The sequence below is a fragment of the Arminella tubonensis genome, from assembly GCF_003240585.1.
GTDB classification, from domain to species: Bacteria; Pseudomonadota; Alphaproteobacteria; order Rhizobiales; family Rhizobiaceae; genus Rhizobium; species Rhizobium tubonense.
Window position 1 is genome coordinate 498,907 of record NZ_PCDP01000035.1, and the last position, 25,616, is coordinate 524,522.

Here is a 25,616-nt window from a genome sequence, read left to right on the forward strand (position 1 = left end):
ACCGGCCCCGGAAGAGGTCCGCGCCGGTGTCTTGGACTAATCGGCCTTCGGCCGGTTTCTCAGCGCCTCGGCCTCGGCATAGAATTTCTTTTCCCATTCCTTGTGGTTGTCGAGACCCTCGCGGATGAAGGGGGTGAAGATCGCCAGGTTCATCAGCATCCAGTTGACGAAGCGCGCCGGGAATTTCAGCGGCTTGACGAAGTCGACGAACAGCACGACGCGGGTCTTGTCCGTATGGTTCCAGGCTTCGTGCTCATAGGCATCGTCGAACACCAGCGCCTTGCCCTCCTGCCAGTGGCAGATCTGGTCCTTGACCCGAATGGCAAGCTTGTCCGCCGGTTCCGGCACGATCAATCCGAGATGCAGCCGCAGCACGCCGTTGTAAGGCCCGCGATGCGCAGGCAGGTGCTTGCCCGGTTCGAAGATCGAGAACATCGCCGTCTTCAGGCCCGGAATTTTCTGCACGGCGCGCCAGGTTTCCGGGCAGGCGCGAATGTTCTGTTCGGATTTCACCCCAAAACCGACCAGGAAGAATGTCTTCCAGCCGGAATCGGTGGAGATCGTCTTCACATCGGTCGAGATATCCTGAAACGTCGGCAACTCACTCTGGCGGACGAGAACACGCTCGAGCTCGCTGCGGATGGCCGGCCATTCCTTCTCGACATCGGCGACCCAGGGAAAGGTCGCATTGTCATAGACCGGCGGGTTGCCGAGCTTGGCATACTTGAGATTGAGACCTTCGGCCCAGGCGACGATCCCCATGAAAAAGCGCGTCAGCGCGCTCGGGCGATCCATCGGTGCAATACCGGTGGTGCCGAAATTCTGATCAGGCGAGGAGGGCTTTGGGCTTGTGGGAGCAGAGGCATCCATGGGGAATTCCGTCATGTTCTTTCGATCGATACGTAAGCTGTGACTGCTGGACAGTTCGGCCAAACGAGGTATTCCTTGCTCGGCTCAATAAAGATTATGCATTGTCCGGGCTTGTCTCCGCAAGAAGCGCTTCCCGAAATATCCATTGCGTCTCGAATCAGCGACCGGGCAAACCGGCCGAAACGCATTGAATTTCGTGAAAGGCGAACTTGAAACGGGCGGTATTGTGGCGAACCAACTTTTGTCGCACCGGAAATTGCCGAAGACGTGAGTATCTCACCTAGGAGCGTCGTGGCACAAATACCGAACTCAGCTCATTCTGATCTTCGCAAGCAGCAGGGACAGTTCCGACTGCCGGTTGGTCTCCGTCTTGCGGTATATCGCCTTCAGGTGGGCGCGCGCCGTCTCGTAGCTGATGCTGCGACTTGCGGCGATCTCGTGCAAGCTCATCCCCTGCGCCAACAATTGGGCGATTTCGGCCTCGGCCCGCGTGAGCCCGAAAAGTTTGTTCAGCGTTCCTGGCCGCTGTTGGACCCTTTCCTCCGGATCCTCGATCACGGCGACAGCGCAGGAATGGGAGAAAATGTCCTGCACATCGCCGCAGACCCGCTGGATACGGGCGATCAGCGGACGCTTCCCGACCCTCGTCAACAACAGGACCCCGTCCTCATCCGCCTCGAATGAAACGTTCGGCCCGAGAACGGATTTCAGGCGCCGGTTGAATGCTGCGGCATCCTCTCCGCAGGCTGGGCGCAATTCGCCCTTGGTGATCTGAAGATCGGCGCCGAGTAGCGCTTTCGCCTTCTCGTTAATCGTCGTCACCATTCCCAGCCGATCGAAAAAAATGCAGGCGACATTGGCGATTTCAAATGCGGCCGACATGCCGCTGACCGTGCTTGCCGAAATGTCGCGCATCATTGCCGCGGAGATCATGAGCTTTTGCCTTATGTGCTGCAGGATGACCGCTTCCTCGCGGTCGAACGGGCCTTCGTGGATTTGCCGATGCAGGACGAAAGCAAGGAGATCTTCACCTGACGAAAAGCCGACCATCGCCGTCCAGCGCAGGCCGAACTCGACCTGCGCCCGGTAATAGTCGAGAGTGTCGAATTGTTCCGCCGAAGCATAATCCTGTTCGAGGATGACACCCACCCGCTTGAGCAATGGCACTTGAAGGACACGGAAATCCCGTTCGTGCCACTCGTCCCCGAAGTAGCACTCCATCGCCGGTTTGAGGCTTTCGGTCTCGATGATGCTGCCGAGGAGGCGACCCGCGATCGGAACGATGTTGACGCCATAGGAGCCGCTCGCCGCCGAAACCTTTTCAATGACGGATGGCCATTGCGACGGGTTTAGCGCCGCTGTAAAAAACTCATCGGATATGTGATCGAGCAACTGCACGTCGAAACGCATCAGCTTCGATCCTCAAGCGTCAGCGCCTGCCACGAACATCGCTTCATGCACGCCTTTCCGAATATCTCCGTCGACGCCGCGTTTACCCGGTTTCTTTCAGCTCAGGCAAGAAACGTCGTGCTTCATCAGAGCACCATAACGAGAAATACTGACTTTTTGCATACGTATAATGACGTACGCGTTTGGAGATTCGGAATATACGTAAAATGATGAAGTTTTGAACTCGAATTCACGTACCTTGCAAAGCAACACGGCCGCCAGATGGCGGCCGCTTAATCGTTTTACTTCGAAGCTCGCCCAGCGTCGCAATCAGACCTTGAGCTCGCGCCGCTCCCTTTCCGTGACCATGGCAAGGTCGAGAACCTTCTGCAGGTTTGCGGCATGGCGAAAATTCGGATCCTGCGGGACGCCGGTCGCCACCGCCTCGGCAAAACGCTGGTAGTTGGTTGGCACCGGCGGCACCTCGATCGTTGTCCAGATCGCACTTTCCGCGTCCTCCCCGAGGCAGCCGCGCAGCTCGGATTCACCCGGCCGATGCGTAATTTCAAGGCCACCGCGCTCGCCGTAGATCCGCAATTTCAGCTCGTTCAGGTGACCCGTCGCCCAGCGGCTGGCATGCACGACGCCGAGCGCGCCGTTGGCGAAATCGACGGACATCGTAAAGCTGTCATTGGCATCGAGCATATATTCGCCGATCTGCCCGCCAGGCGCTTTGTTGAATGTTTTCAACCGCGCGAAGACATGGTCGATATCAGTCGCTGCGCCATAGGCCGCGAAATCGAGAATGTGGATACCGATATCGCCGAGCACGCCGTTGGACCCATGTCCGGTCGACAGCCGCCACAGCCATGTTGATTCGCTGCGCCAGTCGCCCCAGGCCTTGGAGACCAGCCAGCTTTGCAGATAGGACGCCTCGACATGCTTGACGGTGCCGATCTCGCCGGCGATCACCATTTCGCGCGCCCGCTGCAGCGGAGCCACGTTGCGGTAGGTCAGGTTCACCATGTTGATGACGCCTGCCCGTTCGGCAGCCTCCGTCATCTCCAGCGCTTTCTCGTAGTTTTCAGCTAGGGGCTTTTCGCAAAGCACATGCTTGCCGGCCACAAGCAGCGGCAGCGTCGTCGGATGGTGGGCGCGATCCGGCGTCACATTCGTCGCCGCATCGAAATCGCCCCAGGCGATGGCCTCGTCAAGCGACAGAAATCGCTTCTCGATATTGAACTTGTCGGCAAAAGCGGCGAGCCGGTTGACATCCGTATCGACGGCGCCAACGATTTCGACCCCGTCGATTTGGCTGAAATGGTCGACCTGGTTCTTCGCCATGCCGCCGGTTCCAATGATGATCAGACGCATTCATGAGCCTCAGCGATAACCGGCTTCGCCGGACTGGTGCAGTTTCGGGCCGCGCTCGACGATCGGCTCCAGCGCCTTCTCGACCGGCACATTCGGCGCATCATGGATCGAAGTCTGGGTCCCGAGCGGGTTATGCGCCCACTTGACCGAATTTATCAGCACCTTTTTGACGTTGGCATCATGGTAGGTCGGATAGGTTTCATGCCCCGGACGGAAATAGAAGATGTTGCCGGCGCCGCGGCGCCACGTCATCCCCGAACGGAACACTTCGCCGCCCTGGAACCAGGAGATGAACACCGTCTCCAGCGGCTCGGGCACGGAGAACTGCTCCCCGTACATCTCTTCATTCTCGAGTACGAAATTCTCGTCCAGCCCCGCGGCGATCGGATGGCGCGGATTGATGACCCATAGGCGCTCACGCTCACCGGCCTCGCGCCATTTCAAAGCACAGGGCGTGCCCATCAGCCGCTTGAAGATCTTCGAGAAGTGGCCGGAATGCAAGACGATCAGCCCCATACCTTCCCACACGCGCTTGGCAACGCGCTCGACGATTTCGTCGTCGACAGCGCCGTGATCCTTGTGACCCCACCATAGGAGAACGTCGGTATCCCTGAGACGAGCTTCGCTCAGGCCATGCTCAGGCTCCTGCAACGTCGCGGTCGTGGCATCGATACCTTCGTCCGAGTTCAGGGCCTTGGCGATAGTCGTGTGCATCCCTTCAGGATAGATTCCGGCTACGACCTCATTGGTCTGCTCATGAATATTCTCCCCCCAGACGACGGTGCGGATTGCCATGCGATGCTCCTCTGAAAATCATGGCTACATAATGAGTTAGACGAACCAAAGCGCTTTGGAAAACAGATAGCTCTATCGCCCGGTTCGATCTCTCTGACGAAGACATAGAGCGCGGACGGTGATTTGACAAAGGCAAAATTCGACTGATGAAGGCACGGTCGCCCTCAGTGCGAAACGGATTTCGAAAACAGGTTGACGACGAGAACGCCAGCGATGATCAAGGCAAGCCCGATCACTGCAGCGAGATCCAGCTTCTGACGGAAGAAAACCAGACCGACGACCGAAATCAGCACGATCCCGAGCGCACTCCAGATCGCGTAGGCGATGCCGACAGGGATAGTGCGCAGGGTCAGAGACAGGAAATAGAACGCTGCCGAATAGCAGACAAGCAGCACGACGACCGGCCAAAACCGGGTAAACTGCTGCGACATCTGCAACGCCGTGGTGCCGATGACCTCCAGCACGATCGCGACGCAAAGCATTGCATAAACGGATGCATTGGCCATCTGGGTATCTCCTGAAATATTATTTGGTCGAAAGTTCGATCAAGCGCTCGACGAGGCTCTTTCGAGCATGGTCGTCGCTCTCGTGACAGTCGAGAAGGTCGGCAAGCCAGATCCCGTCGGTTGCGAGCCGGACGACCTGCGCATCGACTGACGAGTCGGTGCCGATATATTCCTCGCTGCGTTCGCGAACCCAGTCACGCCAGCGCTGCCGCAAACGAGGCTCTGTCAACAATGCCATGGTGACCTGAGCCCAGCCTTTTATTTCCTCCGGCTGGTCACGCAGTGCCAGAACCGCACGAAGGTAGCCCCGGGTGAAACGGCCGTGCGGCAAGGGATCGCTTCGCATCCCCTCCTCGATCGAGGCGTCGAGCTGTTCCAGCAGGCTGTCGAGCAATCCTTCGAGCAGCGCATTCTTATTGGGAAAATGGTGCAGCAATCCGCCCTTGCTCACACCCGAAGCACCAGAAACGGCGTCAAGCGTGACGGCCGCCATCCCCTGCTCGGACGCAAGCCGCGCCGCGACCTCCAGCAGTTGCTGGCGGACGAGAACGGGCTGCTTTCTTCTATGGTGCGCGTCGGACATGCATTACATAACATACCGTCTGGACGGTTTTGTCAAGATGGATGTCTCGCCTCCCCCTCGATGGGGGAGGTCGCGCGGTACGCGCGGGTGGGGGTGAACTTTGGGTGTCACAATAGATCACCCCACCCCGGAGCTTCGCTCCGACCCTCCCCATCAAGGAGGGTTATATTTCCCCGATCCGCCTGTCAGTGGCCGCATCGAACAGATGCACCTGCTCAGGCTTGATCGAGAGGCCGATTATATCACCGGCACGTACCTTGTCGCGTCCTGTCTCGACGATCGTCAGTTCCGGCAGGGTGGCGGCCGATATGAAGGTCGAGGAACCGGTCGATTCCACGAAACCGATCGGAACGTCGAAACTCCCCTGCCCCTGCCCAACGACCACGATGTGCTCCGGCCGTATCCCAGCATGAACCTTCTGCCCGGGCTTCAGCGTCTGGCTGATGGCGAGCGGCTGCCTGATCGTGCCGAAATCCAGCACCAGGCTCCTGCCGTCTTCGGCAGCGATTGCCGGAACGAAGTTCATCGCCGGCGAACCGATGAAACCGGCGACGAACTTGTTGGCCGGCTTGTCATAAAGGTCGAGCGGCGCACCCTGCTGCTCGATGACCCCGTCCTTCATGACGACGACATGGTCGGCCATGGTCATCGCCTCGATCTGGTCGTGGGTCACGTAGACGAAGGTCGCATGCAAGCGGTCGTGCAGAGAGCGGATTTCCTTGCGCATATGGACGCGCAATGCGGCATCGAGATTGGACAGCGGTTCGTCGAACAGAAATGCCTTCGGATGGCGGATAATGGCGCGGCTCATCGCCACGCGCTGCCGCTGGCCGCCGGAAAGTTCACGCGGGTAACGGCCCATGAGCTGCGACAGCCCCGTCGTCTCGGCCACTTCTGCGGCTGCCTTGCGCGCTTCGGCCTTCTTGATGCCGCGGATGCGCAGGCTGTAGGTGAGGTTCTGCTCCACTGTCATGTGCGGATAAAGCGCGTAGGACTGGAACACCATGGCGACATCGCGCTTGCGCGGCGGCACGTTGTTCATCAACTGCCCGGCAATCCGCATGTCTCCGCCGGAGATGGTCTCCAGCCCGGCAAGCGACCGCAGCAGCGTGGACTTGCCGCAGCCCGACGGGCCAACGAGGGCGACGAAAGTGCCGTCCTCGATGGCAAGATCGATATTTTTCAGCGCGTGGAAGGCACCATAATATTTGTTGACGCCGGATAGTTCGATTTGAAGGCTCATTTAAGGGCTCCCGAAGTCAGGCCGGAAACGATACGGCGCTGCAGAAGGACGAAGACGGCAAGGATCGGCGTCACGTAGATCGTGGAATAGGCCATGATCTTGTTCCAATCGCTTGTGTTCGGTCCCATGAAAGTGTTGAGGCCGACGCTGGCCGGCTGGAGTTCGGCGGCCTGGATCATCGACTTCGAATAGACGAATTCACCGAAGGCCTGCATGAAGATCAGGATCGCGCTCACGAGGATGCCGTTGCGGGCAAGCGGCAGCACGATATTGAAGAAGGCACCGATCCGCGAATTCCCGTCGACCAGCGCTGCCTCCTCGAGCTCCATCGGCACGCTCATGAACGTCGCGCGAACGAGCACGACGAAGAATGGCATCTTGTTGGCCGCGATCGCGATGATGACGGCAAGCCTTGGATAGTTGAGTAGCCCGACCTGCGAGAAGCCGACGAAAATCGGCGTCACCATCAGCGACGGCGGCAGGACCTGCAAAAGCAGGACCAGGAACAGCCCGATATCGATCCAGCGGTTTCGATAGCGCGCCAGGACATAGGCACACCCCGCACCGAAGACCGAGATCAGCGCTACAGCACCGACGGCGATCAGCAGCGAGTTCCAGAGGTAGCGCGCCATGTTGCGGCTGGCCCAGACGTCCGTATAGGTGCTCCACTGCGGATCGGACGGCCAGAAGCTCGGCGGCGTCGCATACATGGCGGAGCCGGTCTTCAGGCTGCTGACATACATCCAGTAGAGCGGGAAGAGATAGACGACCGCGAGACAAAGCGCGACGAAGAACATCAGGCGGTTGCGAAAGGTGTCGCTCATCCTCTGACCTCATGGCGGGTGGAGCGCACATAGATGACCGACGCGGCCATCACGAAGACCAGCATGATCACCGAAATGGTGGCCCCCTTGGCGAAGTCGTACTGGCGGAACGAAAGATCCCAGGCCCAGAATTGCGCGACATTGGAAGAATTGTTGGGACCACCGTCGGTGATGGCGGCGAAGAGATCGAACTGCTGCAGCGTGAAGATCAAGCCCAGCGAAATCACCGCGCCGATCGTCGAGCGCATCATCGGCAGTGTGATCGTCCAGAAGCGCTGGAAGACATTGGCACCATCCAGCTCAGAGGCCTCGAACAGGTCTTTTGGAATACCGGAAAGGCCGACCGAGAGCAGGATCATGTTGAAGGAAGTCCCAAGCCAGATATTCGCAAGAATGACGGCCCAGAGCGAATAATGCGGGTCCGATCGCCAGAAGATGTTGCTGCTGATGATGCCGCTCTCCTTCAGGATGAAATTGAGCACCCCGAAATCGCCTGACAGGATCCAGTTCCAGACGGCACCGACGACAAGGCCGGGCATCACCCATGAAACCAGGAACAGCCCGCGCAACCAGGACGCACCGGGAAAATCGACCCAGAAGAACAGCGCCAGCCCAAAGCCGATCAGGAACTGCCCGGCAATCGAGGAAACGACGAAAATCCCCGTATTCGCCAGGATGCCGCGCGTCTCCGGCTGCTTGAACAGGTCGATATAATTCTGCAGGCCGACGAATGGCCTGATGAAAGTCCCCATGCTGAACATGTCGACCTGCTGGAAACTCATCAGCACGTTGTAGATCAGCGGCAGGCCCGATAGCAGGAACAGAAAGGCAAGCGGAAAGACGACGAGCGTGATGTCGAAGCCGCGGCCGTCGGTCAGGCTGGACAGAATTCTTCTCATGGCTCCCCCAGTTCCCCGATCGGGGCCGCCTCTGGAATCAATAGAGACAGCCCCTGCCGGGAGGAAACGAAATTTTGGTCTTCACCTCCCCCTTGATGGGGGAGGTCGCGCGGAACGCGCGGGTGGGGGTGATCATTGGGTGTCACAAAGGATCACCCCGCCCCGGCACTGCGTGCCGACCCTCCCCCTCAAGGGGAGGGTGAAACACACTCAACCCTCGACAGCCTTGATCTTGTCGGCAGCCTGATCGAGCGCATCCTTCGGAGACATCTGGCCGGTCAGCGCCGCCTGGATGGCATCCTGGATAGCCTTGGAGATCTTCGGCCAGTTCGGCGAAGGGCCGCGGGGCTTGGCATATTTCAGCTGCTCGATGAAGACCTGCAGGGCTGCGTCCTTCAATGCCACGCCCGTCGCCGGGATGGTGATGTCGGAGCGGGCCGGCAGCTGGCCGAAGTTCTTGAACATCTTGTCATCCTGCGAGACGAAATATTCGAGCACCTTGAAGGCCTCGGCCGGATGCTTGCTGTTGGCAAAGATCGCCCAGTTGAAGTCGCCCATGGCCGAGGAGCGCTCGGCGCCTTCCTGCGGCACCGGCAACAGCGCCACGCCCCAGTCGAACTTCGCGTCCTTCAGCATGCGGTCGAGTTCCCAGGGACCGGAGATCGCCATGGCGGCGTTGCCTGCGTTGAAGGTTGCGGTAGCATCCCACTGGCCACGCGTCAGCGTATCGGGCGACGCGAGCTTGGCGTCCATGATCTCTTTCCAGATCGTCAGCGCCTTGACCGCGCCGTCGGTATTGATGTGGTCGTAGGTAGCGCCGCCCATCTGCGCCCAGGGAAGGAACTGGAAGGTGCCTTCCTCATTCGCCTTTGCAGAGAAGGTGAGGCCGTAGACGTTCTTCGCAGGATCGGTCAGCTTCTTCGCATCAGTGACAAGCTCGTCCCAGGTCTGCGGCGGCTTGTTCGGATCGAGGCCCGCGGCCTTGAACATATCCTTGTTGTAGTAGAGCGCGATCGTGTTGGTCGCCTTCGGCACGCCGTAATACTTGTCTTTCCACATCACCGATTTCAGCGGTCCGGGGAAATAATTGCTTGGCTTGATGACGGTCGACTTCGAGATCATGTCGGTGAGGTCGAGGAAGGCGCCGTGCGATGAAAACAGCGCATGCTCGGGATTGTCGACAGCGATAATGTCGGGCGCCTGCCCGGTCGAATAGGCGCGCATAGCTTCGCTGACGACATCGTCGAACTGGATTTCGCGATATTCGACCTTGATGCCGTTGTTGAGCGCGTTGAATTCCTTGACCAGGTTCGGCGTCGGCTGGATGTCCTTGTCCAAGGACCAGACGGTGATGGTCGTGTCTTCAGCCTTGGCCGAAAGCCCGAAGGCCGACACGCTTGCAAGGGCAACAACGCCCAGCATCATATATTTACGGATACCCATGGTTCTCCTCCTTCTTGGTTATCCATTGAAGTGGCCGGCTTATCCTCCGTCCGGCCACAGACATGCACGTTCGATGCCAAATCAGGCCGGATCGGCGACGAATTCGCCACCGCGGCTCTTCTTCAGATAGTTCAGGCCGTGAATCTGCCCGGTCATTTCGAGCGCGTCGCGATAGACCGGATCATGCCAGCCCTCGATATCGATCGAACCTGACCAGCCGGCAAGTCTCAGTTCAGAAATGATGTCGGTCCAGTTGCTGTCGCCGAAGCCCGGCGTGCGCATGAAGACGAACTTCTCCTTGCCGAAGATGCCATGCTCCTTGATGACTTCCCAGCGGATCGTCGCGTCCTTGCCGTGGACGTGGAAAAACTTGTGTGCCCATTTGCGGATCTGCGGCAAAGGGTCGATCAGATAGACCATCTGGTGACACGGCTCCCATTCGAGGCCGATATTGTCGTCAGGCGTCTCGTTGAACATCAGTTCCCAGGCGTCGGGATTATGAGCGATGTTCCAGTCTCCCGTCGCCCAGTTGCCGTCCATGGCGCAATTCTCGAAGGCGATCTTCACGCCCTTGTCGGCAGCGCGCTTGGCAAGCTCGCTCCACACCTGCTTGTAGCGCGGCAGGCTGTCCGTCAGCGGCTTGTTGCGGATGCGGCCGGTAAAGCCGGCAACGCAGGTCGCGCCGAAATGATGGGCATTGTCGATGCAATCCTTCCAGCCCTGCAGGGTCTGCAGGTCCATCTCGGTTTCCTCCAGCGGATTGCCGAACATGCCGAGCGTTGAAATGGTGATGTCGCGGCTGCCGATCGCGTCGACACAGCGCTTGCCGAGTTCAGCGAGGTTCTGGCCGTTGGTCGTTTGCCAGAAGAAGGGTTCGAAGCTCTCGAAGCCCATGTCTGCAATCTTGGAAATACGGGCGGCGGCATCCTCGCCGGCGGCCTTGACCATGGTGCCGATGCGGATGGAATTGGCGGATTTTGTCACGATCACTATCCTTATGCCTTAGGCTGAAATTTCGATGCGTTTGCCGGTCCTGGCGCTTTCAATCGCACCAAGGACCATGGCGAGGCTTCTGATGTTGTCACTGCTATCAGTCTCGGGCCGCCTGCCGGTCCGAATTGCCTCGATGAAGCTCGAGATGACGCTGGCATGCCCATGCGTCTCCTCGTCATATTCGGGAGCGGGAACCTCCACAGGCGTAAAGCCGTGGAGAAGGCCGGGCTCATTGCCGGCAACTGCGGCCTCGAACGCCTCTTCGCCGTCCCAGGTGAGCATGCCTCTGGTGCCGGTCAGCCGCCACTCGCTCTCCCAACTCGTCCGCCTGCCTTCGACGCACCACGAGCCGCGATAGGTGAAGGCAACGTCGTCGGAAAATTCGAATATCGCGTCCGCCGAGGCGCCATGCTTGTACCACGAACCCTTGGGGTTCTTTTCGAGGCAATAGACCGCAAGCGGCTTCTTGTTCGCGACAAAACGCGCGGCATCGAAGGTATGGATCGCCATGTCGAGCAAAAGCACATTGTCCATCTCTTCGCGGAAACCACCAAAATGCGGACCAAGGAAGAAGTCGCAATGGATACCGGTGAGTTCGCCGATCACACCGCTTTCGACGAAGCGGCGCAGGCGCCGGATGCCGGAGATGAAGCGGCGGTTCTGGATGATCGCGTGCACCTTGCCCATTTCGGCGGCAAGGTCGATCAGCGCTGCACCCTCGGCGAGCGATGTCGCCATCGGCTTTTCGCTGAGAACATGGCATCCAGCCTTCAGCGCCGTCGACACGACGTCGAAACGAGCGGCTGGAATAACGACGTCGAAAACCATATCGGCCTTCGTCCTCGCGATGACGTCGGAAAGGTCGGAACCGATGACGGCGCCCTCGAGACCGAACTCCTTCGCAAGGTTTTCGGCGGTCGCCCTGTTCAGATCGACAAGGCCGACAATGGTAATGGCGTCGGCAAGTTCAGGGGTTGCGGCGATGGCGCGCAACCAACCTTTGGACATAGCTCCGCACCCGCACAGAATGGCACTAAATTTCACGATTTCCTCCAGCGAATGGTGTCAACTCCACATGACACGCACTCCGTAAACGTTTACGATCCTATGCGAAAACATTTTGTTATGTCAATAGAAGGAAAATTAGGAAATTGGTGACCGGAGGAAAATCGCCGCCGATGAAGGGTATTCGCCAGCTTGCCGAACATCTCGACATCTCGATCGGAACCGTTTCGCGCGCGCTGAACGGCAAGCCCGATGTCAACGAGGAAACGCGCAGGCGGGTGCTGGTTGCTGCCGAGGAACTTGGCTATGTCGCCAATCAATCGGGCCGCAGCCTCAGGCAGGGAACCACCAACGTCATCGGCCTGATGATCGAATCGAGCAAGGAAACCACGGAGAATGGCGACAACTTCTTCCTCGGGCTGACCGGTGGCCTGCAGAGCGTGCTCTCCCGCCACAAGCTCGACCTGATCATGCTGCCCTGCCCCAGCGACGAGGACCCGCATGAGTACCTGAAGCGCATGGTGGCGCGACGCGTGGTCGACGCGATGATCATTTCCGCGACCCAGCGCATCGACAAGCGCATCGACCTTCTGTCCCGAACCAAAATCCCTTTCGTCACGCTCGGTCGCAGCGCGTCCGGCAGCAACTATCCCTGGATCGACCTCGATTTCGATGGCGTAGCTAACAGCGCTGTCGATCGACTGGTGGCCCACGGCCACCGCCGCATCGCCATCGCCGCACCCTCCAACGATATCAACCTCGGCTTCATCTTCCTCGATGGCTACCGCCACGCACTGGAGCGGCACGGCATCGCCTTCGATCCGTCGCTCGTCATCCGCGTCAAGTCCAGCGAACAGGGCGGCTATCAGGCCGCCCACGAAATCCTGCTGCTCGAAGACCGGCCGACGGCGGTGATCCTGATCTACGAGCTCATGGCGATCGGCCTCTATCGACGGCTGACCGAGGCAGGCGTCATCCCCGGCCGCGATCTCGCCGTCATCGGCTTCCGCGAGGAGCCGCGGGCAAAATTCCTGCAGCCGACGCTGACGTGCTTCCGCATGTCGCTGCCCGATCTCGGCGTCGAACTTGCCGAAACGCTGCTCGCCACCATGCCGGCCTACAGCCATTTCTATCCCGAGGGAGCGCGAAACTGCATCTGGCCGCTGGAACTGGTCCCCGGCGAAAGCGACGGCTTCCACCTCGGAAATAATGGGCAACGCCGGCAATGAGCGAAAAGAGCATCACACTATACGAAGCAATCGGCGGCGAACCCACGGTGCGCGCCTTGACCGCCCGCTTCTACGAACTGATGGACACGCTTCCGCAAGCCGCGCGCTGCCGCGCCGTTCATCCCCCATCGCTCGAAGGCAGCCGCGAAAAGCTCTACGAATATCTGACAGGCTACCTTGGAGGTCCGCCGCTCTACACCGACAAGCGCGGCCATCCCCGCCTCCGCAGCCGTCATTTCGACGCCGCCATCGGGCCTGCCGAGCGCGACGAATGGCTCCTTTGCTTCGGTCGCGCGATGGAAGATACAATTCCGAATGAGAAGCTGCGGGCAATCATCTGGGATCCCGTCGAACGCCTTGCCCACCACATGCAGAACAAGGAATAGATCAGTCGTGAACCGCAATGCCAGACCTTTCCTCCTGCTGCTATCGGGCATCTTTGGTTGCGCGGGCGTTGCCTTGTCCGCCGCCGCTGCCCATGCCGGTGGCGATACGCACCTGCTTGCGTCGGCATCGACCATGTGCCTCGCCCATGCCCCGGCCCTTCTCGGGCTCTACGCCTGCTTTGCCAGGCTTCGGACCGCAGCGCTTGCCGGCATCCTGATCGGCTTGGGAACCCTGCTGTTCTCCGGCGATGTCATAACCCTCTATTTCAGGGGTTCAGGCCTATTCCCGATGGCGGCGCCCATAGGCGGATTTGCGATGATGGCCGGTTGGCTCGTGCTCGCGCTCGGCGCTTTCTTCCGGGAAAAGGTTGCATCGGCAGCTTAGAGTGGATTGCAAGCACTCAGATACCTTCGACGACGTTGAAGCCTTCGAAAACAGGGTGGCCCTTGTAGACGGCCTTGTGGTCACCGGCGTTGCGATGCGCCGAGCGGAAGTTTTCTGATCTCGTCCAGTTCTGGAAATCGTCCTCGCTGCGCCAGATCGTATGCGACGAGAACAGCGTGTAGCCCTCCTCCTCGTTCGTCTTGCTGCGCAACAGGCGGAACTCGACAAAGCCCGGAACTTCCGGAAGCCGCGAATCACGGTTTCTCCAGATGGATTCGAATTCGTTTTCCGATCCAACCGCGACCTTGAAGCGGTTCATGGCGATGTACATTGGCAGACCTTTCAAGCCCTTCGGTAGCGGCCCGAAGTCTTGCCCGGCAGCGGCGCAAAGGCAACCACATTCGTGCCATCAGCTGTATCCACACCGAGGGGAGCGACAGGCACAGCCCCGGGCAAGCGCCTTGCTTCCAGCGGAAAGGGGATCACGTTGAGATGTCGCGATCGATCCTCGCGACGGGACAAGAGAGCGGGAAGCTCCGACAATGGAATGTTACCCTCATGCGGCACGAGCGGGTGCAGACCGATCATCGTGACGCCGTCCGGGCCGTCGTCTTTCATCGCGCTTGATCCTGATCGTTCATGGTGTGAAGCGCGCGTTCGAGGCTGGATTTGCTGCCGTTGCGCAGCGGAATGAACGTCTTGCCATGCCTCTTGCAGCCGGTTTTCACCCTGAGGCAAGCATCATGGCTGATACAGTCGATAGGGCAGAAGACGCAGTCTACCGACGGAAGCACGGTGTCGATGCGGGATACCGCCTCGCGCAGGCCGCCGTCGTGATGAATGAGTTCGGCGCCGAAATTGCTGGCGATCTGCCTGAGATGCGCAACCTGGCAATCGCGTCCGCCGACATAGAGGAAGCTCCGGCCGTCAAGCCGCGACTTGCCTGTTGTTTCGACCACGACGTCCTCCTGGCGGATTTCGCGGTGGTAGTCCCTCTTGCCCCTGCGCGCCATGCATCACCCCAATCATTGGTCTGTTTCCGCAGTCGATTCCTCCGACTGCCAGCGGACCTTATAAAACTTGATTTTTAGAGTAAAGTATAAAGTTGATTATATTTATCACCTTTTACTGCCTGACTAGCTACCCGTCACCTGAACCGGCTGATTGAACGACCAGCTGGCCTTTCCCCACTCGGGCGGCAGCGGCGGGAACGGCGCGGCGCGGCGAACGCCTTCGATGACGGCGCTGTCCAATTCCGGAACTCCCGAACTGCGAACGACCGACAACGAAGTCAGATCGCCGCCGGCCCCTATCGTCAAATGCACCACGACGTTCATCGATGCGGTTGTGCGCTTGTACTCGGCCGGAACCCGGACGGAGCGACGGATTCGCGATCCGACTTTACCTGGATAGTTTGCAACCGCAGCGCTTCCGGAACCGGAGCGGCTGCTTGCACTCTCGGAGTTCTGGTCCGAACGCGCATTTTCCGTTCCCTCCGACGAACCTTTCTTCGAATCCACCTCGCTGCTGCCCTCGCTACCGGCTTTGATCTTTGCCGGTTTCGGAGGCTGCTTCTTGGCAACCGGCTTCGGCTTTTCCACCGGCTTGGCTGCCACAGGCTTCTCGGTCGGCGTCACCGGCTCATCGGGAGGCACCGGCGTCGGTGAGACCTCGGCCGTCTCTACAGATTGCTGGACGGGCACGGCCTCGCTCGGCGGCACTTCGGCAGGCTGTACTTCCGTGGCCATCGGCTGAACCACGCTGGTGTCGGCAGGGATTTCCGAAGTCAGCACTTCCGGCTCCGCTGCGACGACCGTTTCCGTCGAGACCTGTTGCAGTGGCTGGGCCGTTTCGACAGGCGGGGTTTCCGCGGGCTGCGCTTCCGCGGGCTGGGCGTCGACAGCTTTCGCCTCGGTCAGCTGCACGATATCCGGCTGGACGGCATCGGCGACCACCGTTTCCGGATCTGGCTCCTTGCTCTTGTCGCCGGCGGCCATCTGGTCGGCATCGGAATCGCCAAGCATGACGACGCTGACCGTGTTGCCGGCCTCTTCGACCGGATCCTCCGGCATGGCAATCATCGTCGTCGTCAAGGCCGCGAACAGGACTGCATGAAACAGGAACGATCCGACGCAGGCGGAGGCGACGCGTTTCTTCGCAGGCAGCACATGGTGTGCATGCCGTGACGCAACTGCATCCATGGCAGGCACCGCGGCAGTTGCGGTCGTGGTATCGTCGCGGATTGGAAATGAGGCAATCTGGGAAAAATCGCCGTAGTGGGCGACCGTCTCCGTCACTGGCTGGCGCAGCAGATCGTCGAGGTCGGATAGTGCATGCCCCGGAATGAGGACGGGGTTGTTGTCGTTGACGACACGACCCATGCGCGGGTCATCAGCGGCAGACCTCTTCAATATCGATTTGGCTGAACGCGTCATGGTCCTGCATCCGTTGGGTCAGAATGGTTGGGGAGGTCTACATCCCGGCTCTCAACCCTCGAAGGGCACCGAAGTCTCCGAACGCGTCGCCAGCCCCGCCTTGCATTCGCCCGCAGCCGGACCATCGCAAACCGGCGTATCGTTGATGATCACCCGGCTGACGCTCTCGCATTTCACATTCGGCATATCGAACTGCCGGACGCGCTTCTTGCCGACCGGCAGATCACGGAAATCGAGCACGGTGACGCGATCGACTGCATTCTTGTCGTTGAAAAAGGCAAGTTCGAAGGAGATCTTGGAGATCGGCGTCGCCAGATCGTTCTCGGCCACGAAGGTCATCATGCAGCCCTTGGCAGATGGCGCCAGCGCATTGAGCGCCACGTTGAGCTTTGCTCCGCCATCGCTGCTCGAGGCAGGTGCAGGCTGTTGAGCGACGGCCGACGCCGTCATCAGAAGCCAGCCTGTCAGCAATGCAATTTCTCTCTTCCCCGCCATTCCGTTCCCCTGAATTCTCAGCGCAAAAATCAAACTTGACAATATCAGTCTTCTATTGCGTGTTTAAGAAACCATGACTATGAGAGTCAAGTTAATTCTACCAGGAGCGAGTACGCCTCGCCGTTGGTCCAGCGGGCAATGCAGAGCGAAATGATTGCTGAAAAGCACAGTACGATGACGGAACAGAACAAGAGACCTGAGCACCAGGTGACGCCGGCGAGGATCGTCGAGAGCGCGGATGTTTTTCGCGGTCAAAGCGAGGTGATGATCCGCCACGAAGGCGCGATCTATCGGCTGAAAATCACCCGCCAGGGCAAACTCATTCTCAACAAGTAAGCAAACGATAGGCATGAAGACGATGACTGAGACGACCAGACCGACGCCCGCCGAGATCCGCGCCTTCCGCGTCGAAAATTCAAAGATGCGCGAACGCGATATTGCCGCCCGGCTCAATATTTCGGAAGCTGCCTTGATCGCAGCGGAAGTCGGCATCACGGCGACCAGGATCGATGCCGACGTCAACCGCTTTCTGGCGCGTGTTGCCGAACTTGGCGAGGTCCTCGCCCTTTCGCGCAATGAAAGCGCTGTGCATGAGAAGATCGGCGTCTACGAAAACATCAAGGCCGGCGTCCAGGCCGCCATCGTCCTTGGCGAAAACATCGACCTGCGCATCTTCCCGAAGCGCTGGGCACATGGCTTCGCGGTGACGAAGATCGACGGCGATCAGGAGAAGCTGAGCCTCCAGTTCTTCGACAAGGCAGGCAATGCCGTTCACAAGGTTCACCTGCGCCCGGCATCCGATGTCGCGGCCTACCGCTCGATCGTCGCCGAGCTGCGGCTGAACGTTCAGTCGCAGGATTTCACGGAGGACGGCTCCGGCTACGACAATGGCGAAGTCGATGGCGACGTCAGCCGCGACGAACTGCGCGATCACTGGAGCCGGATGACCGATACGCATGAATTCTTCGGTCTGCTGAAAAAGCTGAAGATCGGGCGGCAGGCGGCCATCCGCACGGTCGGCGACGACTATGCCTGGCAGCTCGACAGCAGCGCCGTCGCCGAAATGATGCACGCGTCAGCGCGCGAAGGCCTGCCGATCATGTGCTTCGTCGCCAATGACGGCATCGTCCAGATCCACTCCGGGCCGATTGTCGAAGTCAAGACCATGGGGCCGTGGATCAATATCATGGACCCGACCTTTCACCTGCACCTGCGCCAGGATCACATCGTCGAGACCTGGGCCGTTCGCAAGCCGACCAAGGACGGGCACGTCACTTCGCTCGAGGCCTATGGCGCCGATGGCGAGATGATCATCCAGTTCTTCGGCAAGCGCAAGGAAGGCTTCGACGAGCGCCGAGACTGGCGCGCAATCATCGAAAACCTGCCCAGAGCCGCGGCCAGCGTCGCCGCTTGAGGATGGCGATCGTCAGAATGCCAAGGATCGTCAGAATGACAGACAATGCCAAGCGCATCCGGCGGTGGGAGGTTGCCTTGACCGCCGTGGTCATGTTCCTGCCGCTGGTGCCCATCACCGCCGGCAAGGGCGGTTATGGCCTGGTGCAACATGCGCGAGCCGCGGAAGCACAGAAGCTTGACACATCCCGCCTGGTCTCGATCGGCGGCGATATCACCGAGATCGTCTACGCACTCGGCGAGGAGAAGCGGCTGATCGCCCGCGACTCGACAAGCATCTATCCCGAGGCGGCGACGAAGCTCCCTGATGTCGGCTACATGCGGGCGCTTTCGCCGGAAGGCATTCTCGCGGTCAACCCAACCGCGATCATCGCCGTCGAAGGTTCCGGGCCGCCCGAAGCGCTGGCCGTGCTGCGCAACGCGAGCCTTCCCTTCGAGACCATCCCACAAAGCTACGACCGCGACGGCATCCTGAAGAAAATCAGCTCCATCGGGTCGTTGCTTGGCGTTGCCGACAAGGCGAAGGTGCTGGAAGACAAGGTCGCAGCCGACCTCGACGCGGCGATCGCGGCATCAGCCAGACGCCCCGAGGCCGAACGCAAGCGCGTGCTTTTCGTCCTTAGTGCGCAGGGCGGAAAGATTCTTGCATCCGGAACCGGCACGGCCGCCGACGGCATCATCAAGCTCGCCGGCGCGCTAAACGCAGTCGGCACGTTTCCGGGCTACAAGCCGTTGACGGACGAATCGATCATCGAGGCCAAGCCCGACGTCATCCTGATGATGGATCGCGGCGGCGAGCATCCGGTGACCAATGACGACCTGCTGTCCCAGCCGGCTCTTGCCTTGACGCCCGCAGGGCAAACAAAGGCGATCATCCGCATGGACGGCATACATCTGCTCGGCTTCGGTCCACGCACCGCCAGCGCGATCCGCGAACTCAATGCCGCGATCTACGGGGGCTGACATGGCGCTCAACGACGCGGCATCATTCCGCAAGCTCTCCTTGTCCGGCAGTCGCTTCCTCGCCCGATACCGCGGCGGCGATCGCTCGCAAGTCGCAGTCCTGATGATCGCGATCCTCGCAGCTGCAGCCGTTTTTTCGCTATTCTTCTCTGTCACGACGGGCGCGTCGGATGCCTCCGCCTTCGATGTGATCCACGACCTCTTCGCCCGCGAGGGCGCGCTAGGGGCGCTCAGCATGCGTGACCGCATCGTAATCTTCGACATCCGCCTGCCCCGCGCCATTCTCGGCTTCATGATCGGCGCTTCGCTCGCGGTCTCCGGAACCATCATGCAGGGTCTGTTTCGCAACCCGCTGGCCGATCCCGGCCTTGTCGGCGTTTCCTCGGGCGCCAGCTTCGGTGCCGTCGTCATGATCGTGCTCGGCGGCACCTTCGCAGCCCCGCTCTACGGCCTGCTCGGCATCTACGCGCTCCCATTCGCCGCCTTCACGGGCGCGCTGGTGACAACGTTGCTGCTCTATCGGATCGCCACGCGGCACGGACAGACCTCGGTCGCGACCATGCTGCTTGCCGGCATAGCGCTCGGCGCGCTCACCATGGCCATGACCGGCCTCATGATCTACATGGCCGACGACAAGCAATTGAGGGACCTGACCTTCTGGAGCATGGGCTCGCTTGCCGGCGCCACATGGATGAAGATCGCCGCTGCCGGTCCGATCATCCTTCTCTCCTTGCTGGCAGTCCCGTTCCTGGCGCGCGGCCTCAACGCCATCACGCTCGGCGAGGCCGCCGCCTTCCACATGGGCGTGCCGGTACAACGGTTGAAGACGATTGCGATCGTCGCCGTCGCGGCGGGCACCGGAGCCTCGGTCGCCGTCAGCGGCGGCATCGGCTTCGTCGGCATCATCGTGCCCCATATTCTCCGCATGGCGATCGGCCCGGATCATCGCTACCTGTTGCCGGCGTCCGCCTTGCTCGGTGGTTCGCTGGTAATCTTCGCCGATGTTCTGGCGCGGACAGTGGTCGTCCCGGCAGAGCTGCCGATAGGCATCATCACCGCCGCAGTCGGCGGCCCCTTCTTCCTCTGGATCCTGCTGCGCCACCGCACCCGCCTCAGCCTATGAACGAACCGATATGATCGAGCTACTTAATCTTTCCGTGCGGCTCTCGGGCAAGCCGGTCGTCGATGCCGTCTCCTTTTCGGCACGGGCCGGCGAGTTGACCGCGATTTGCGGCCCAAACGGCTCCGGCAAGACCACGACGATGAAAGCGATATCGGGCGAACTCGCCTATGGCGGTTCCGTACGTATCAACAGCGCCGAAATAACCAACCTTCAACCTTGGCAGCTGGCCTCGGTCCGGGGCGTCCTTCCCCAGGCAAGTACCATCTCATTCCCCTTCACGGTCCGGGAGATCGTGCGGATGGGCCTCACGACAGGGCGAAATCGGCAGCCGGAGCTCGCGGACCGTATCGCTGCCGAGGCGCTGGCGGCGGTGGATCTGGTCGGCTTCGAGGGTCGCTTCTACCAGGAACTTTCCGGCGGTGAGCAGCAGCGCGTCCAGCTCGCCCGCGTGCTTTGCCAGATCCCGGACCCGGTGGTCGACGGAAAACCCTGCTGGCTGCTTCTGGACGAACCGGTGTCGAGCCTCGATATCAGCCACCAGCTGGCGATCATGACGCTTGCAAAGACCTTCTGCCGACGCGGCGGCGGTGTTATCGCGGTGATGCACGATCTCAATCTGACCGCCTTGTTCGCCGACCGGATGGCGCTTCTAAAATCGGGAAAATTGGCGGCGTTCGGGCCCGTGGGAGAAGTGTTGACCGATATCCACCTTGATAAGGTGTTTGGCTGCAAGCTGCAGGTCAACAGGGTTCCACTAGATGGAACGCCTTTCGTGCTTGCCCACAGCGCCCTTGCCGATTGAGCAAAGGCTACCCGGCAAACCCTCCGCTCGGAACTTTTCGACCGAAGCCGCGTTTATCCTACAACGACATATGTCGGTGCCGGAGGCATTCTTGTGTGCGTAGGTCCGCACTGGCCCCGGCAAAAACAAAATGGCGCGCTCCTGCGCTCAACCAGCGGAGTACAATCATGGCAGCTTCCATCCTAGACCAGGTACGTGGCAAGCGTAACGGCACCTTTCAGGACATCGAGGCAACGATCGAAGACCAGGTTGAAACCCTGCGTAGCGAGATTGCAGCCTTGACCAAGCTGATCAGCAAGAACAGCGCCAGCCAAGGCAAGAAAGTCCGCAATCAGGCCGAAGCCGGCTATGAAGATCTGATCGCTCGCAGCGAAGATCTGCTCCAGCAGCTTCAGGACGGCTACGCCCGCGGAGCCAGCGAAGTGCGCGAAACCGTTCGTCGTCATCCGGCCGCAACGATCGGCGCGGCTGCCGCTTTCGGTCTGGTTATCGCCCTTCTCGCGCGCCGTTAAGGGGACCAGATGCTGTTTCCCATAATCAGCTTTCTGATGTCGGGCTCAGTCAACCGCACCGTTGCGCGAACCAAGCGCAACGGTATTTTTGTTGCGGTGGCCGCGGTCCTTGTTCTCACCGCCTACGTCTTCGCCCTTGTGGCGGCGGCCGTCTGGCTTGGAACCATCTACGGCCCGGTCGGCGCCGCACTTTTGATCGCGGCAGGAGCGCTGCTCCTTGGCATCATCCTGTTGGTGATCATGGCCATCCTCAACGCGCAGGAACGACGTCGGGCCCGCGAAAACCGCGCTGCCATGGAGTCGGTTGCGGCCGTCGCCCTTGGGCTGATCCGCTCTCAGCCGCTACTGGCGGCAGCCGTTGCCGGTGCCTTCGTGCTCAGCAACCTCACAGGTTCGCGCAAAGAACACGATTGAGGCGATCTAAGCCTTCTTCTCTATAGGACGATGCTTAAATGAAAACCGCCGGGCTTTATCCAAGCCCGGCGGTTTTCTTATTGGTCTCGACGAAAATCAGAAGGCGAAGGCTCGCGACGTCAGCGGCGATGAAGTCGCGTCCGGCCCGAAGTCCGCCTCGCCGCTGATCTGCAGCAGTTCCTGCAAACGCTGGCGGGCGCGATTGACGCGGCTCTTGATGGTGCCGACCGCGCAACCGCAGATCTCGGCAGCCTCCTCGTAGGAAAAGCCGGAGGCACCCACCAGGATAATCGCTTCGCGCTGATCCGGCGGAAGCTGCTCCAGTGCCTTGCGGAAGTCCTGAAGGTCGAGAGCGCCGTACTGCGACGGATGGGTCGCCATGGACTCCGTAAACAGACCATCGCTGTCCTGAACCTCGCGGCCGGCCTTGCGCATCTGGCTGTAGAGCTCGTTGCGAAGGATCGTGAAGAGCCACGCCTTCATGTTGGTGCCCATCTCGAAATGATCCTGCTTGGCCCAAGCCTTCATGATCGTGTCCTGGACCAGATCATCGGCCCGATCGTGGCGACCGGTCAGCGATATGGCGAAAGCACGCAGGCTCGGCAGAGCGGCGAGGAGCTCACGCTTGAAACTCGGTTCCACTTTTTCCATGAACGCTATTCCCTATTCGGCCATTTTCGCAGACGCCATCCGTTGCTCAACCTGATCCAGCTTCTCGAGCAGGTCGAGAAAACGGTCAGGAATGGCCTCGTCTTGCGCTGCGGCATATAGGGAACGCAGCTTAACTCCGATCTGATTGTTGGGGTCCAGTATGTCGGCCGCTTTGACTTCGGGCCGTCTCTGTTCTTTTTCTTCCGGCTTTTGCGTTGTCATAAAGAATTTTCGCTCTCGCACATTCTGTTTTCGTTCATGGGCTGAGTCCGCTTCCGTTGCCAACCGGGCCGAACCGTCGCCGCCGAAAGTGCGCGTCCCGCGCCCTATCCACCGCTTCTGTCCTTCAGAAAATCGGATATTAGAAACCCACCATCTATCGGCACGATAATGCACAGAGATAAAAAAAGTTCCGATAGGCGCGGAACTTTTTTACTGGCAAAGAGTTCCTTACCCATTAGAGCCCAGCAGGGCCGACATACGGGAGCTATTTATGACACTTTCTACTCGAATCGCGCCGCATCTTCCCTACCTGCGCCGCTATTCCCGCGCATTGACCGGCACACAGACATCTGGCGATGCCTACGTAGCGGCCGTACTGGAAGCGATCATCGCAGATATAACCATCTTTCCCGATACATCGAACGATCGAGTTGCACTCTACAAACTGTTCACCAGCCTTTTTGGTTCCACCGCAGTCCAAATTCCGGAACCGACCTCTCCTTATGCCTGGGAACAGCGCGCGTCGGTCAATCTCTCCCGCGTTTCGCCGGTCGCCCGTCAGGCTTTCATACTCGCATCCGTCGAAAACTTCCGCCTTTCCGAAATCTCCGACATTCTGGATGTCGAGGAACCGGAGGTCGTTCGCCTGCTGGACAGAGCCTCTCAGGAAATCTCGCGCCAGGTCGCGACAGATATCATGATCATCGAAGACGAGCCGCTGATCGCAATGGATATCGAGCAGATGGTTGAGAGCCTTGGCCATCGTGTCACCGGCATCGCGCGTACCCATGCGGAAGCCGTGGCGCTCTACAACGCCACGAAGCCGAGCATGGTGCTGGCCGACATCCAGCTTGCCGACGGAAGCTCCGGCATCGACGCCGTCAACGACATACTGAAGACCTCCAGCATCCCGGTCATTTTCATCACCGCCTTCCCGGAGCGGCTGTTGACCGGCGAGCGGCCGGAACCGACATTCCTTGTCACCAAGCCCTTCAATCCGGACATGGTGAAAGCATTGATCAGCCAGGCACTTTTCTTCAATGAATCGACGCGAGCGGCTGCCTGAGGTCCTTTTGCATTCCATAGGGAACAAAGATAGTAAGCGGGCGTTCCGGATATCGGGACGCTCGTCCAGCGTTTGCGGCAGTTTGTTGGGCGATGGTAACGGCTTCTTCCCAATAGGTTATTGTCCGGGGCATCCGCGCAAGCCGAGAAGAAAGGCATCTTGGTGAATAAGACTGAACCATTGTCCGGTGCGACCTTCGGCTTCGAAGGCAAGGCCGCTATGATGGAGCGAGCGCTCAGCAGCGCCGGCGTTTCGCTTATGTTCCAGGATTCCACCCTCGCCATCCGCTACGCCGAAAATCTTCCCGATCATCTGCAGCCATCGCTGATCCTTGGCGCCGACGACGTGCAGCTATTGGGGGAAAAGGACGGAAGCTACATCCTCCGCCTCAAGCAGGAAGTGTTGAAAACAGGCAAGTCCTCTAGCGCCGAGGTCGAGTTTTCCACCGTGGACGGCGTAAAAATCTACGAAATCAATGTGCAGCGGACGGGCGATGGCAGCGGCTACGGGCTGCTATCGGTGATATCTGAGGTGACCGAGTCCCGTCACCGTGAAAAAGTCTTGAAATCGCTGCTGCGAGAGCTGTCGCATCGTTCCAAGAATCTCCTGGCAATCATCCAGGGTATCGCCACGCAAACGGCGCGCAATACGCTGTCTCTCGACAATTTCATCATAAAGTTCCGCGGTCGGCTACAGTCTCTATCGAATTCGCAGGACCTGATCACCGACAGCAGTTGGCGCGGGGCGTACCTGTTCGACCTCGCTGAAAAACAGTTTGCCCCCTATTGGCCGGATTCGGCGGTGCCTATGCCGATATTCGGCATCAACGCACACCTGACGCCGAACGCCGCCGTCCATCTCGGACTTGCGCTGCACGAGCTGATTGTCAACTCGGCATCCCATGGCGCGATTGCGGCAGGCGCGACCACCATTACGTTGAACTGCCGGGAAGCGGAACTGGACGGTCGTAAAGCCATCGAAGTGGCGTGGTCGGAGCAAATCTTCACGCCCGCGACGGCGACCGCAGCGGAATTCGAGGAAAACAGCTTCAGCAAGACCGTGCTTGAGCGCGTGGTGCCAACTTCGATGAGTGGACGCGCTCAATTCAGCATCGACACCTCCCACATCGACTACAAGATCATCATTCCCGAGACGGAATACGAAATCCTCCGTCGGCCCTGATTGCCCAACGGACAAGCTGTTGGCACTATCCTCTAAACAACAAAAACAGCCAGTGCGAGGGCGGCGCACTGGCTGCTTTTTACTCACCGGGAGGGGACCGTGAGTATAGGCCCGGAGATGTTTTGGGGGCGCGCATTGGGTATATGCGATCATCATCCGGACAGATCGATAACGACCAACTGAAAACTTGGTTCCCGCCTTTTCGCAAAAATTTCAATTTTCTTTAAAAAAAGAACCGGGCGCTTTATCGCGCCTCCGCTCGCCGTGGGCGGACACTGCAGTGCTGTGGACGAAACGGAATCTGCGGCACGGAAAAGTTTGACGGTCGCGTAAAATTATCTTTTAACTTCAATGATTTGGATGCGCCGTAGCGACACGCTTGCCAGTGCGTTCCAAGTTCTGATGGCCTGTGCG

The 25,616-nt window shown here is 59.7% G+C and carries 31 protein-coding genes; 12 read left to right on the plus strand and 19 right to left on the minus strand.

The window, feature by feature from the left end:
- Positions 1-36: 36 nt before the first annotated feature.
- The 12 genes from olsC to CPY51_RS14125 form a co-directional block, all read right to left on the minus strand.
- Positions 37-885: an ornithine lipid ester-linked acyl 2-hydroxylase OlsC gene (gene olsC, locus CPY51_RS14070; protein ID WP_111160816.1), complete on the minus strand. Its 849-nt coding sequence runs from the start codon at positions 883-885 to the stop codon at positions 37-39.
- A 294-nt stretch (positions 886-1,179) separates the two neighbouring features.
- Positions 1,180-2,280, minus strand: a complete 1,101-nt coding sequence (locus tag CPY51_RS14075) for a helix-turn-helix transcriptional regulator (RefSeq protein WP_111160817.1) — start codon at positions 2,278-2,280, stop codon at positions 1,180-1,182.
- A gap of 309 nt (positions 2,281-2,589) precedes the next feature.
- On the minus strand, positions 2,590-3,633 hold the full coding sequence (locus CPY51_RS14080; protein WP_111160818.1) for a Gfo/Idh/MocA family protein: 1,044 nt from the start codon (positions 3,631-3,633) through the stop codon (positions 2,590-2,592).
- 9 nt (positions 3,634-3,642) lie between these two features.
- The gene (locus CPY51_RS14085; protein ID WP_111160819.1) at positions 3,643-4,428 is read right to left on the minus strand and encodes a ThuA domain-containing protein; all 786 of its coding nucleotides are present in this window, start codon (positions 4,426-4,428) and stop codon (positions 3,643-3,645) included.
- 164 nt (positions 4,429-4,592) lie between these two features.
- Positions 4,593-4,934, minus strand: coding sequence for an SMR family transporter (locus tag CPY51_RS14090; RefSeq protein WP_111160820.1), 342 nt, complete (start codon positions 4,932-4,934; stop codon positions 4,593-4,595).
- Between the two features lie 19 nt (positions 4,935-4,953).
- A complete protein-coding gene (locus tag CPY51_RS14095) occupies positions 4,954-5,517 on the minus strand; it encodes a TetR/AcrR family transcriptional regulator (RefSeq protein ID WP_111160821.1) in 564 nt (187 codons plus the stop codon).
- 163 nt (positions 5,518-5,680) lie between these two features.
- The gene (locus CPY51_RS14100) at positions 5,681-6,760 is read right to left on the minus strand and encodes an ABC transporter ATP-binding protein (protein ID WP_111160822.1); all 1,080 of its coding nucleotides are present in this window, start codon (positions 6,758-6,760) and stop codon (positions 5,681-5,683) included.
- A complete protein-coding gene (locus CPY51_RS14105) occupies positions 6,757-7,584 on the minus strand; it encodes a carbohydrate ABC transporter permease (protein WP_111160823.1) in 828 nt (275 codons plus the stop codon). The genes CPY51_RS14100 and CPY51_RS14105 overlap by 4 nt, the downstream gene beginning before the upstream one ends.
- Positions 7,581-8,483, minus strand: a complete 903-nt coding sequence (locus tag CPY51_RS14110) for a carbohydrate ABC transporter permease (RefSeq protein WP_111160824.1) — start codon at positions 8,481-8,483, stop codon at positions 7,581-7,583. Before CPY51_RS14110 ends, CPY51_RS14105 begins: the two co-directional genes overlap by 4 nt.
- A gap of 210 nt (positions 8,484-8,693) precedes the next feature.
- Complete coding sequence (locus CPY51_RS14115) at positions 8,694-9,926, minus strand: ABC transporter substrate-binding protein (protein WP_111160825.1); 1,233 nt, start codon at positions 9,924-9,926, stop codon at positions 8,694-8,696.
- Between the two features lie 81 nt (positions 9,927-10,007).
- On the minus strand, positions 10,008-10,874 hold the full coding sequence (locus CPY51_RS14120) for a sugar phosphate isomerase/epimerase family protein (RefSeq protein ID WP_420820699.1): 867 nt from the start codon (positions 10,872-10,874) through the stop codon (positions 10,008-10,010).
- Between the two features lie 54 nt (positions 10,875-10,928).
- Positions 10,929-11,963 carry a Gfo/Idh/MocA family protein gene (locus tag CPY51_RS14125; protein WP_111160826.1) on the minus strand — a complete coding sequence of 345 codons (1,035 nt, stop codon included), beginning with the start codon at positions 11,961-11,963 and terminating at the stop codon, positions 10,929-10,931.
- Positions 11,964-12,097: 134 nt separating this feature from the next.
- On the opposite strand from CPY51_RS14125, the gene CPY51_RS14130 reads away from it, so the two are divergent.
- From CPY51_RS14130 to CPY51_RS14140, 3 genes are read left to right on the plus strand one after another with little or no spacing between them, the layout of a single operon-like run.
- Positions 12,098-13,153, plus strand: coding sequence for a LacI family DNA-binding transcriptional regulator (locus CPY51_RS14130; protein WP_111160827.1), 1,056 nt, complete (start codon positions 12,098-12,100; stop codon positions 13,151-13,153).
- On the plus strand, positions 13,150-13,539 hold the full coding sequence (locus CPY51_RS14135) for a group II truncated hemoglobin (protein ID WP_111160828.1): 390 nt from the start codon (positions 13,150-13,152) through the stop codon (positions 13,537-13,539). The genes CPY51_RS14130 and CPY51_RS14135 overlap by 4 nt, the downstream gene beginning before the upstream one ends.
- A gap of 7 nt (positions 13,540-13,546) precedes the next feature.
- Positions 13,547-13,924 carry a DUF423 domain-containing protein gene (locus tag CPY51_RS14140; protein WP_244598660.1) on the plus strand — a complete coding sequence of 126 codons (378 nt, stop codon included), beginning with the start codon at positions 13,547-13,549 and terminating at the stop codon, positions 13,922-13,924.
- 16 nt (positions 13,925-13,940) lie between these two features.
- On the opposite strand, the gene hmuQ is transcribed toward CPY51_RS14140, so the two are convergent.
- From hmuQ to CPY51_RS14165, 5 genes are all read right to left on the minus strand, one after another.
- A complete protein-coding gene (gene hmuQ, locus CPY51_RS14145; RefSeq protein ID WP_111160830.1) occupies positions 13,941-14,255 on the minus strand; it encodes a heme-degrading protein HmuQ in 315 nt (104 codons plus the stop codon).
- A gap of 11 nt (positions 14,256-14,266) precedes the next feature.
- The gene (locus CPY51_RS14150) at positions 14,267-14,542 is read right to left on the minus strand and encodes a hypothetical protein (protein ID WP_111160831.1); all 276 of its coding nucleotides are present in this window, start codon (positions 14,540-14,542) and stop codon (positions 14,267-14,269) included.
- Positions 14,539-14,937, minus strand: coding sequence for a DUF2325 domain-containing protein (locus CPY51_RS14155; protein WP_111160832.1), 399 nt, complete (start codon positions 14,935-14,937; stop codon positions 14,539-14,541). Before CPY51_RS14155 ends, CPY51_RS14150 begins: the two co-directional genes overlap by 4 nt.
- Positions 14,938-15,060: 123 nt before the next feature.
- Positions 15,061-16,359, minus strand: a complete 1,299-nt coding sequence (locus CPY51_RS14160; protein WP_111160833.1) for an energy transducer TonB family protein — start codon at positions 16,357-16,359, stop codon at positions 15,061-15,063.
- 51 nt (positions 16,360-16,410) lie between these two features.
- Positions 16,411-16,809, minus strand: coding sequence for a hypothetical protein (locus CPY51_RS14165; protein ID WP_244598678.1), 399 nt, complete (start codon positions 16,807-16,809; stop codon positions 16,411-16,413).
- A gap of 219 nt (positions 16,810-17,028) precedes the next feature.
- On the opposite strand from CPY51_RS14165, the gene hemP reads away from it, so the two are divergent.
- The 7 genes from hemP to CPY51_RS14200 all read left to right on the plus strand — a co-directional run bounded on the left by hemP (position 17,029) and on the right by CPY51_RS14200 (position 22,081).
- Positions 17,029-17,190, plus strand: a complete 162-nt coding sequence (hemP, locus tag CPY51_RS14170; RefSeq protein WP_111161005.1) for a hemin uptake protein HemP — start codon at positions 17,029-17,031, stop codon at positions 17,188-17,190.
- A gap of 22 nt (positions 17,191-17,212) precedes the next feature.
- Positions 17,213-18,268 (plus strand): hemin-degrading factor, encoded by a 1,056-nt coding sequence (locus CPY51_RS14175; RefSeq protein ID WP_111161004.1) that lies wholly within the window; start codon positions 17,213-17,215, stop codon positions 18,266-18,268.
- 35 nt (positions 18,269-18,303) lie between these two features.
- A complete protein-coding gene (locus tag CPY51_RS14180; protein WP_420820694.1) occupies positions 18,304-19,230 on the plus strand; it encodes a heme/hemin ABC transporter substrate-binding protein in 927 nt (308 codons plus the stop codon).
- 103 nt (positions 19,231-19,333) lie between these two features.
- Complete coding sequence (locus CPY51_RS14185) at positions 19,334-20,353, plus strand: FecCD family ABC transporter permease (protein ID WP_244598679.1); 1,020 nt, start codon at positions 19,334-19,336, stop codon at positions 20,351-20,353.
- Between the two features lie 10 nt (positions 20,354-20,363).
- On the plus strand, positions 20,364-21,155 hold the full coding sequence (locus tag CPY51_RS14190) for a heme ABC transporter ATP-binding protein (RefSeq protein ID WP_111160837.1): 792 nt from the start codon (positions 20,364-20,366) through the stop codon (positions 21,153-21,155).
- Between the two features lie 167 nt (positions 21,156-21,322).
- Complete coding sequence (locus CPY51_RS14195) at positions 21,323-21,667, plus strand: DUF883 family protein (RefSeq protein WP_111160838.1); 345 nt, start codon at positions 21,323-21,325, stop codon at positions 21,665-21,667.
- A 9-nt stretch (positions 21,668-21,676) separates the two neighbouring features.
- The gene (locus CPY51_RS14200; protein WP_111160839.1) at positions 21,677-22,081 is read left to right on the plus strand and encodes a hypothetical protein; all 405 of its coding nucleotides are present in this window, start codon (positions 21,677-21,679) and stop codon (positions 22,079-22,081) included.
- 96 nt (positions 22,082-22,177) lie between these two features.
- Here the strand turns inward: CPY51_RS14200 and CPY51_RS14205 are convergent, their stop codons facing one another.
- On the minus strand, positions 22,178-22,732 hold the full coding sequence (locus tag CPY51_RS14205; protein WP_111160840.1) for an RNA polymerase sigma factor: 555 nt from the start codon (positions 22,730-22,732) through the stop codon (positions 22,178-22,180).
- 12 nt (positions 22,733-22,744) lie between these two features.
- Positions 22,745-22,954, minus strand: a complete 210-nt coding sequence (locus CPY51_RS14210; protein ID WP_111160841.1) for a NepR family anti-sigma factor — start codon at positions 22,952-22,954, stop codon at positions 22,745-22,747.
- Positions 22,955-23,225: 271 nt separating this feature from the next.
- Between CPY51_RS14210 and CPY51_RS14215 the strand changes: the two genes are divergently transcribed.
- Together CPY51_RS14215 and CPY51_RS14220 are read left to right on the plus strand one after the other, a co-directional pair.
- Positions 23,226-24,020 (plus strand): response regulator, encoded by a 795-nt coding sequence (locus CPY51_RS14215; RefSeq protein WP_111160842.1) that lies wholly within the window; start codon positions 23,226-23,228, stop codon positions 24,018-24,020.
- Positions 24,021-24,200: 180 nt separating this feature from the next.
- Positions 24,201-25,202 carry a sensor histidine kinase gene (locus CPY51_RS14220; protein WP_244598680.1) on the plus strand — a complete coding sequence of 334 codons (1,002 nt, stop codon included), beginning with the start codon at positions 24,201-24,203 and terminating at the stop codon, positions 25,200-25,202.
- The last annotated feature ends 414 nt before the right edge of the window (positions 25,203-25,616 follow it).

Coding starts and splice junctions, on each gene's coding strand:
- olsC (WP_111160816.1), bottom strand. CDS start 885: ATGACGGAATTCCCCATGGATGCCTCTGCTCCCACAAGCCCAAAGCCC.
- CPY51_RS14075 (WP_111160817.1), bottom strand. CDS start 2,280: ATGCGTTTCGACGTGCAGTTGCTCGATCACATATCCGATGAGTTTTTT.
- CPY51_RS14080 (WP_111160818.1), bottom strand. CDS start 3,633: ATGCGTCTGATCATCATTGGAACCGGCGGCATGGCGAAGAACCAGGTC.
- CPY51_RS14085 (WP_111160819.1), bottom strand. CDS start 4,428: ATGGCAATCCGCACCGTCGTCTGGGGGGAGAATATTCATGAGCAGACC.
- CPY51_RS14090 (WP_111160820.1), bottom strand. CDS start 4,934: ATGGCCAATGCATCCGTTTATGCAATGCTTTGCGTCGCGATCGTGCTG.
- CPY51_RS14095 (WP_111160821.1), bottom strand. CDS start 5,517: ATGTCCGACGCGCACCATAGAAGAAAGCAGCCCGTTCTCGTCCGCCAG.
- CPY51_RS14100 (WP_111160822.1), bottom strand. CDS start 6,760: ATGAGCCTTCAAATCGAACTATCCGGCGTCAACAAATATTATGGTGCC.
- CPY51_RS14105 (WP_111160823.1), bottom strand. CDS start 7,584: ATGAGCGACACCTTTCGCAACCGCCTGATGTTCTTCGTCGCGCTTTGT.
- CPY51_RS14110 (WP_111160824.1), bottom strand. CDS start 8,483: ATGAGAAGAATTCTGTCCAGCCTGACCGACGGCCGCGGCTTCGACATC.
- CPY51_RS14115 (WP_111160825.1), bottom strand. CDS start 9,926: ATGGGTATCCGTAAATATATGATGCTGGGCGTTGTTGCCCTTGCAAGC.
- CPY51_RS14120 (WP_420820699.1), bottom strand. CDS start 10,874: ATGGTCAAGGCCGCCGGCGAGGATGCCGCCGCCCGTATTTCCAAGATT.
- CPY51_RS14130 (WP_111160827.1), top strand. CDS start 12,098: ATGAAGGGTATTCGCCAGCTTGCCGAACATCTCGACATCTCGATCGGA.
- CPY51_RS14135 (WP_111160828.1), top strand. CDS start 13,150: ATGAGCGAAAAGAGCATCACACTATACGAAGCAATCGGCGGCGAACCC.
- hmuQ (WP_111160830.1), bottom strand. CDS start 14,255: ATGTACATCGCCATGAACCGCTTCAAGGTCGCGGTTGGATCGGAAAAC.
- CPY51_RS14150 (WP_111160831.1), bottom strand. CDS start 14,542: ATGAAAGACGACGGCCCGGACGGCGTCACGATGATCGGTCTGCACCCG.
- CPY51_RS14155 (WP_111160832.1), bottom strand. CDS start 14,937: ATGGCGCGCAGGGGCAAGAGGGACTACCACCGCGAAATCCGCCAGGAG.
- CPY51_RS14160 (WP_111160833.1), bottom strand. CDS start 16,359: ATGACGCGTTCAGCCAAATCGATATTGAAGAGGTCTGCCGCTGATGAC.
- CPY51_RS14165 (WP_244598678.1), bottom strand. CDS start 16,809: ATGACGGCGTCGGCCGTCGCTCAACAGCCTGCACCTGCCTCGAGCAGC.
- hemP (WP_111161005.1), top strand. CDS start 17,029: ATGACGGAACAGAACAAGAGACCTGAGCACCAGGTGACGCCGGCGAGG.
- CPY51_RS14175 (WP_111161004.1), top strand. CDS start 17,213: ATGACTGAGACGACCAGACCGACGCCCGCCGAGATCCGCGCCTTCCGC.
- CPY51_RS14180 (WP_420820694.1), top strand. CDS start 18,304: ATGACAGACAATGCCAAGCGCATCCGGCGGTGGGAGGTTGCCTTGACC.
- CPY51_RS14185 (WP_244598679.1), top strand. CDS start 19,334: ATGATCGCGATCCTCGCAGCTGCAGCCGTTTTTTCGCTATTCTTCTCT.
- CPY51_RS14190 (WP_111160837.1), top strand. CDS start 20,364: ATGATCGAGCTACTTAATCTTTCCGTGCGGCTCTCGGGCAAGCCGGTC.
- CPY51_RS14195 (WP_111160838.1), top strand. CDS start 21,323: ATGGCAGCTTCCATCCTAGACCAGGTACGTGGCAAGCGTAACGGCACC.
- CPY51_RS14200 (WP_111160839.1), top strand. CDS start 21,677: ATGCTGTTTCCCATAATCAGCTTTCTGATGTCGGGCTCAGTCAACCGC.
- CPY51_RS14205 (WP_111160840.1), bottom strand. CDS start 22,732: ATGGAAAAAGTGGAACCGAGTTTCAAGCGTGAGCTCCTCGCCGCTCTG.
- CPY51_RS14210 (WP_111160841.1), bottom strand. CDS start 22,954: ATGACAACGCAAAAGCCGGAAGAAAAAGAACAGAGACGGCCCGAAGTC.
- CPY51_RS14215 (WP_111160842.1), top strand. CDS start 23,226: ATGACACTTTCTACTCGAATCGCGCCGCATCTTCCCTACCTGCGCCGC.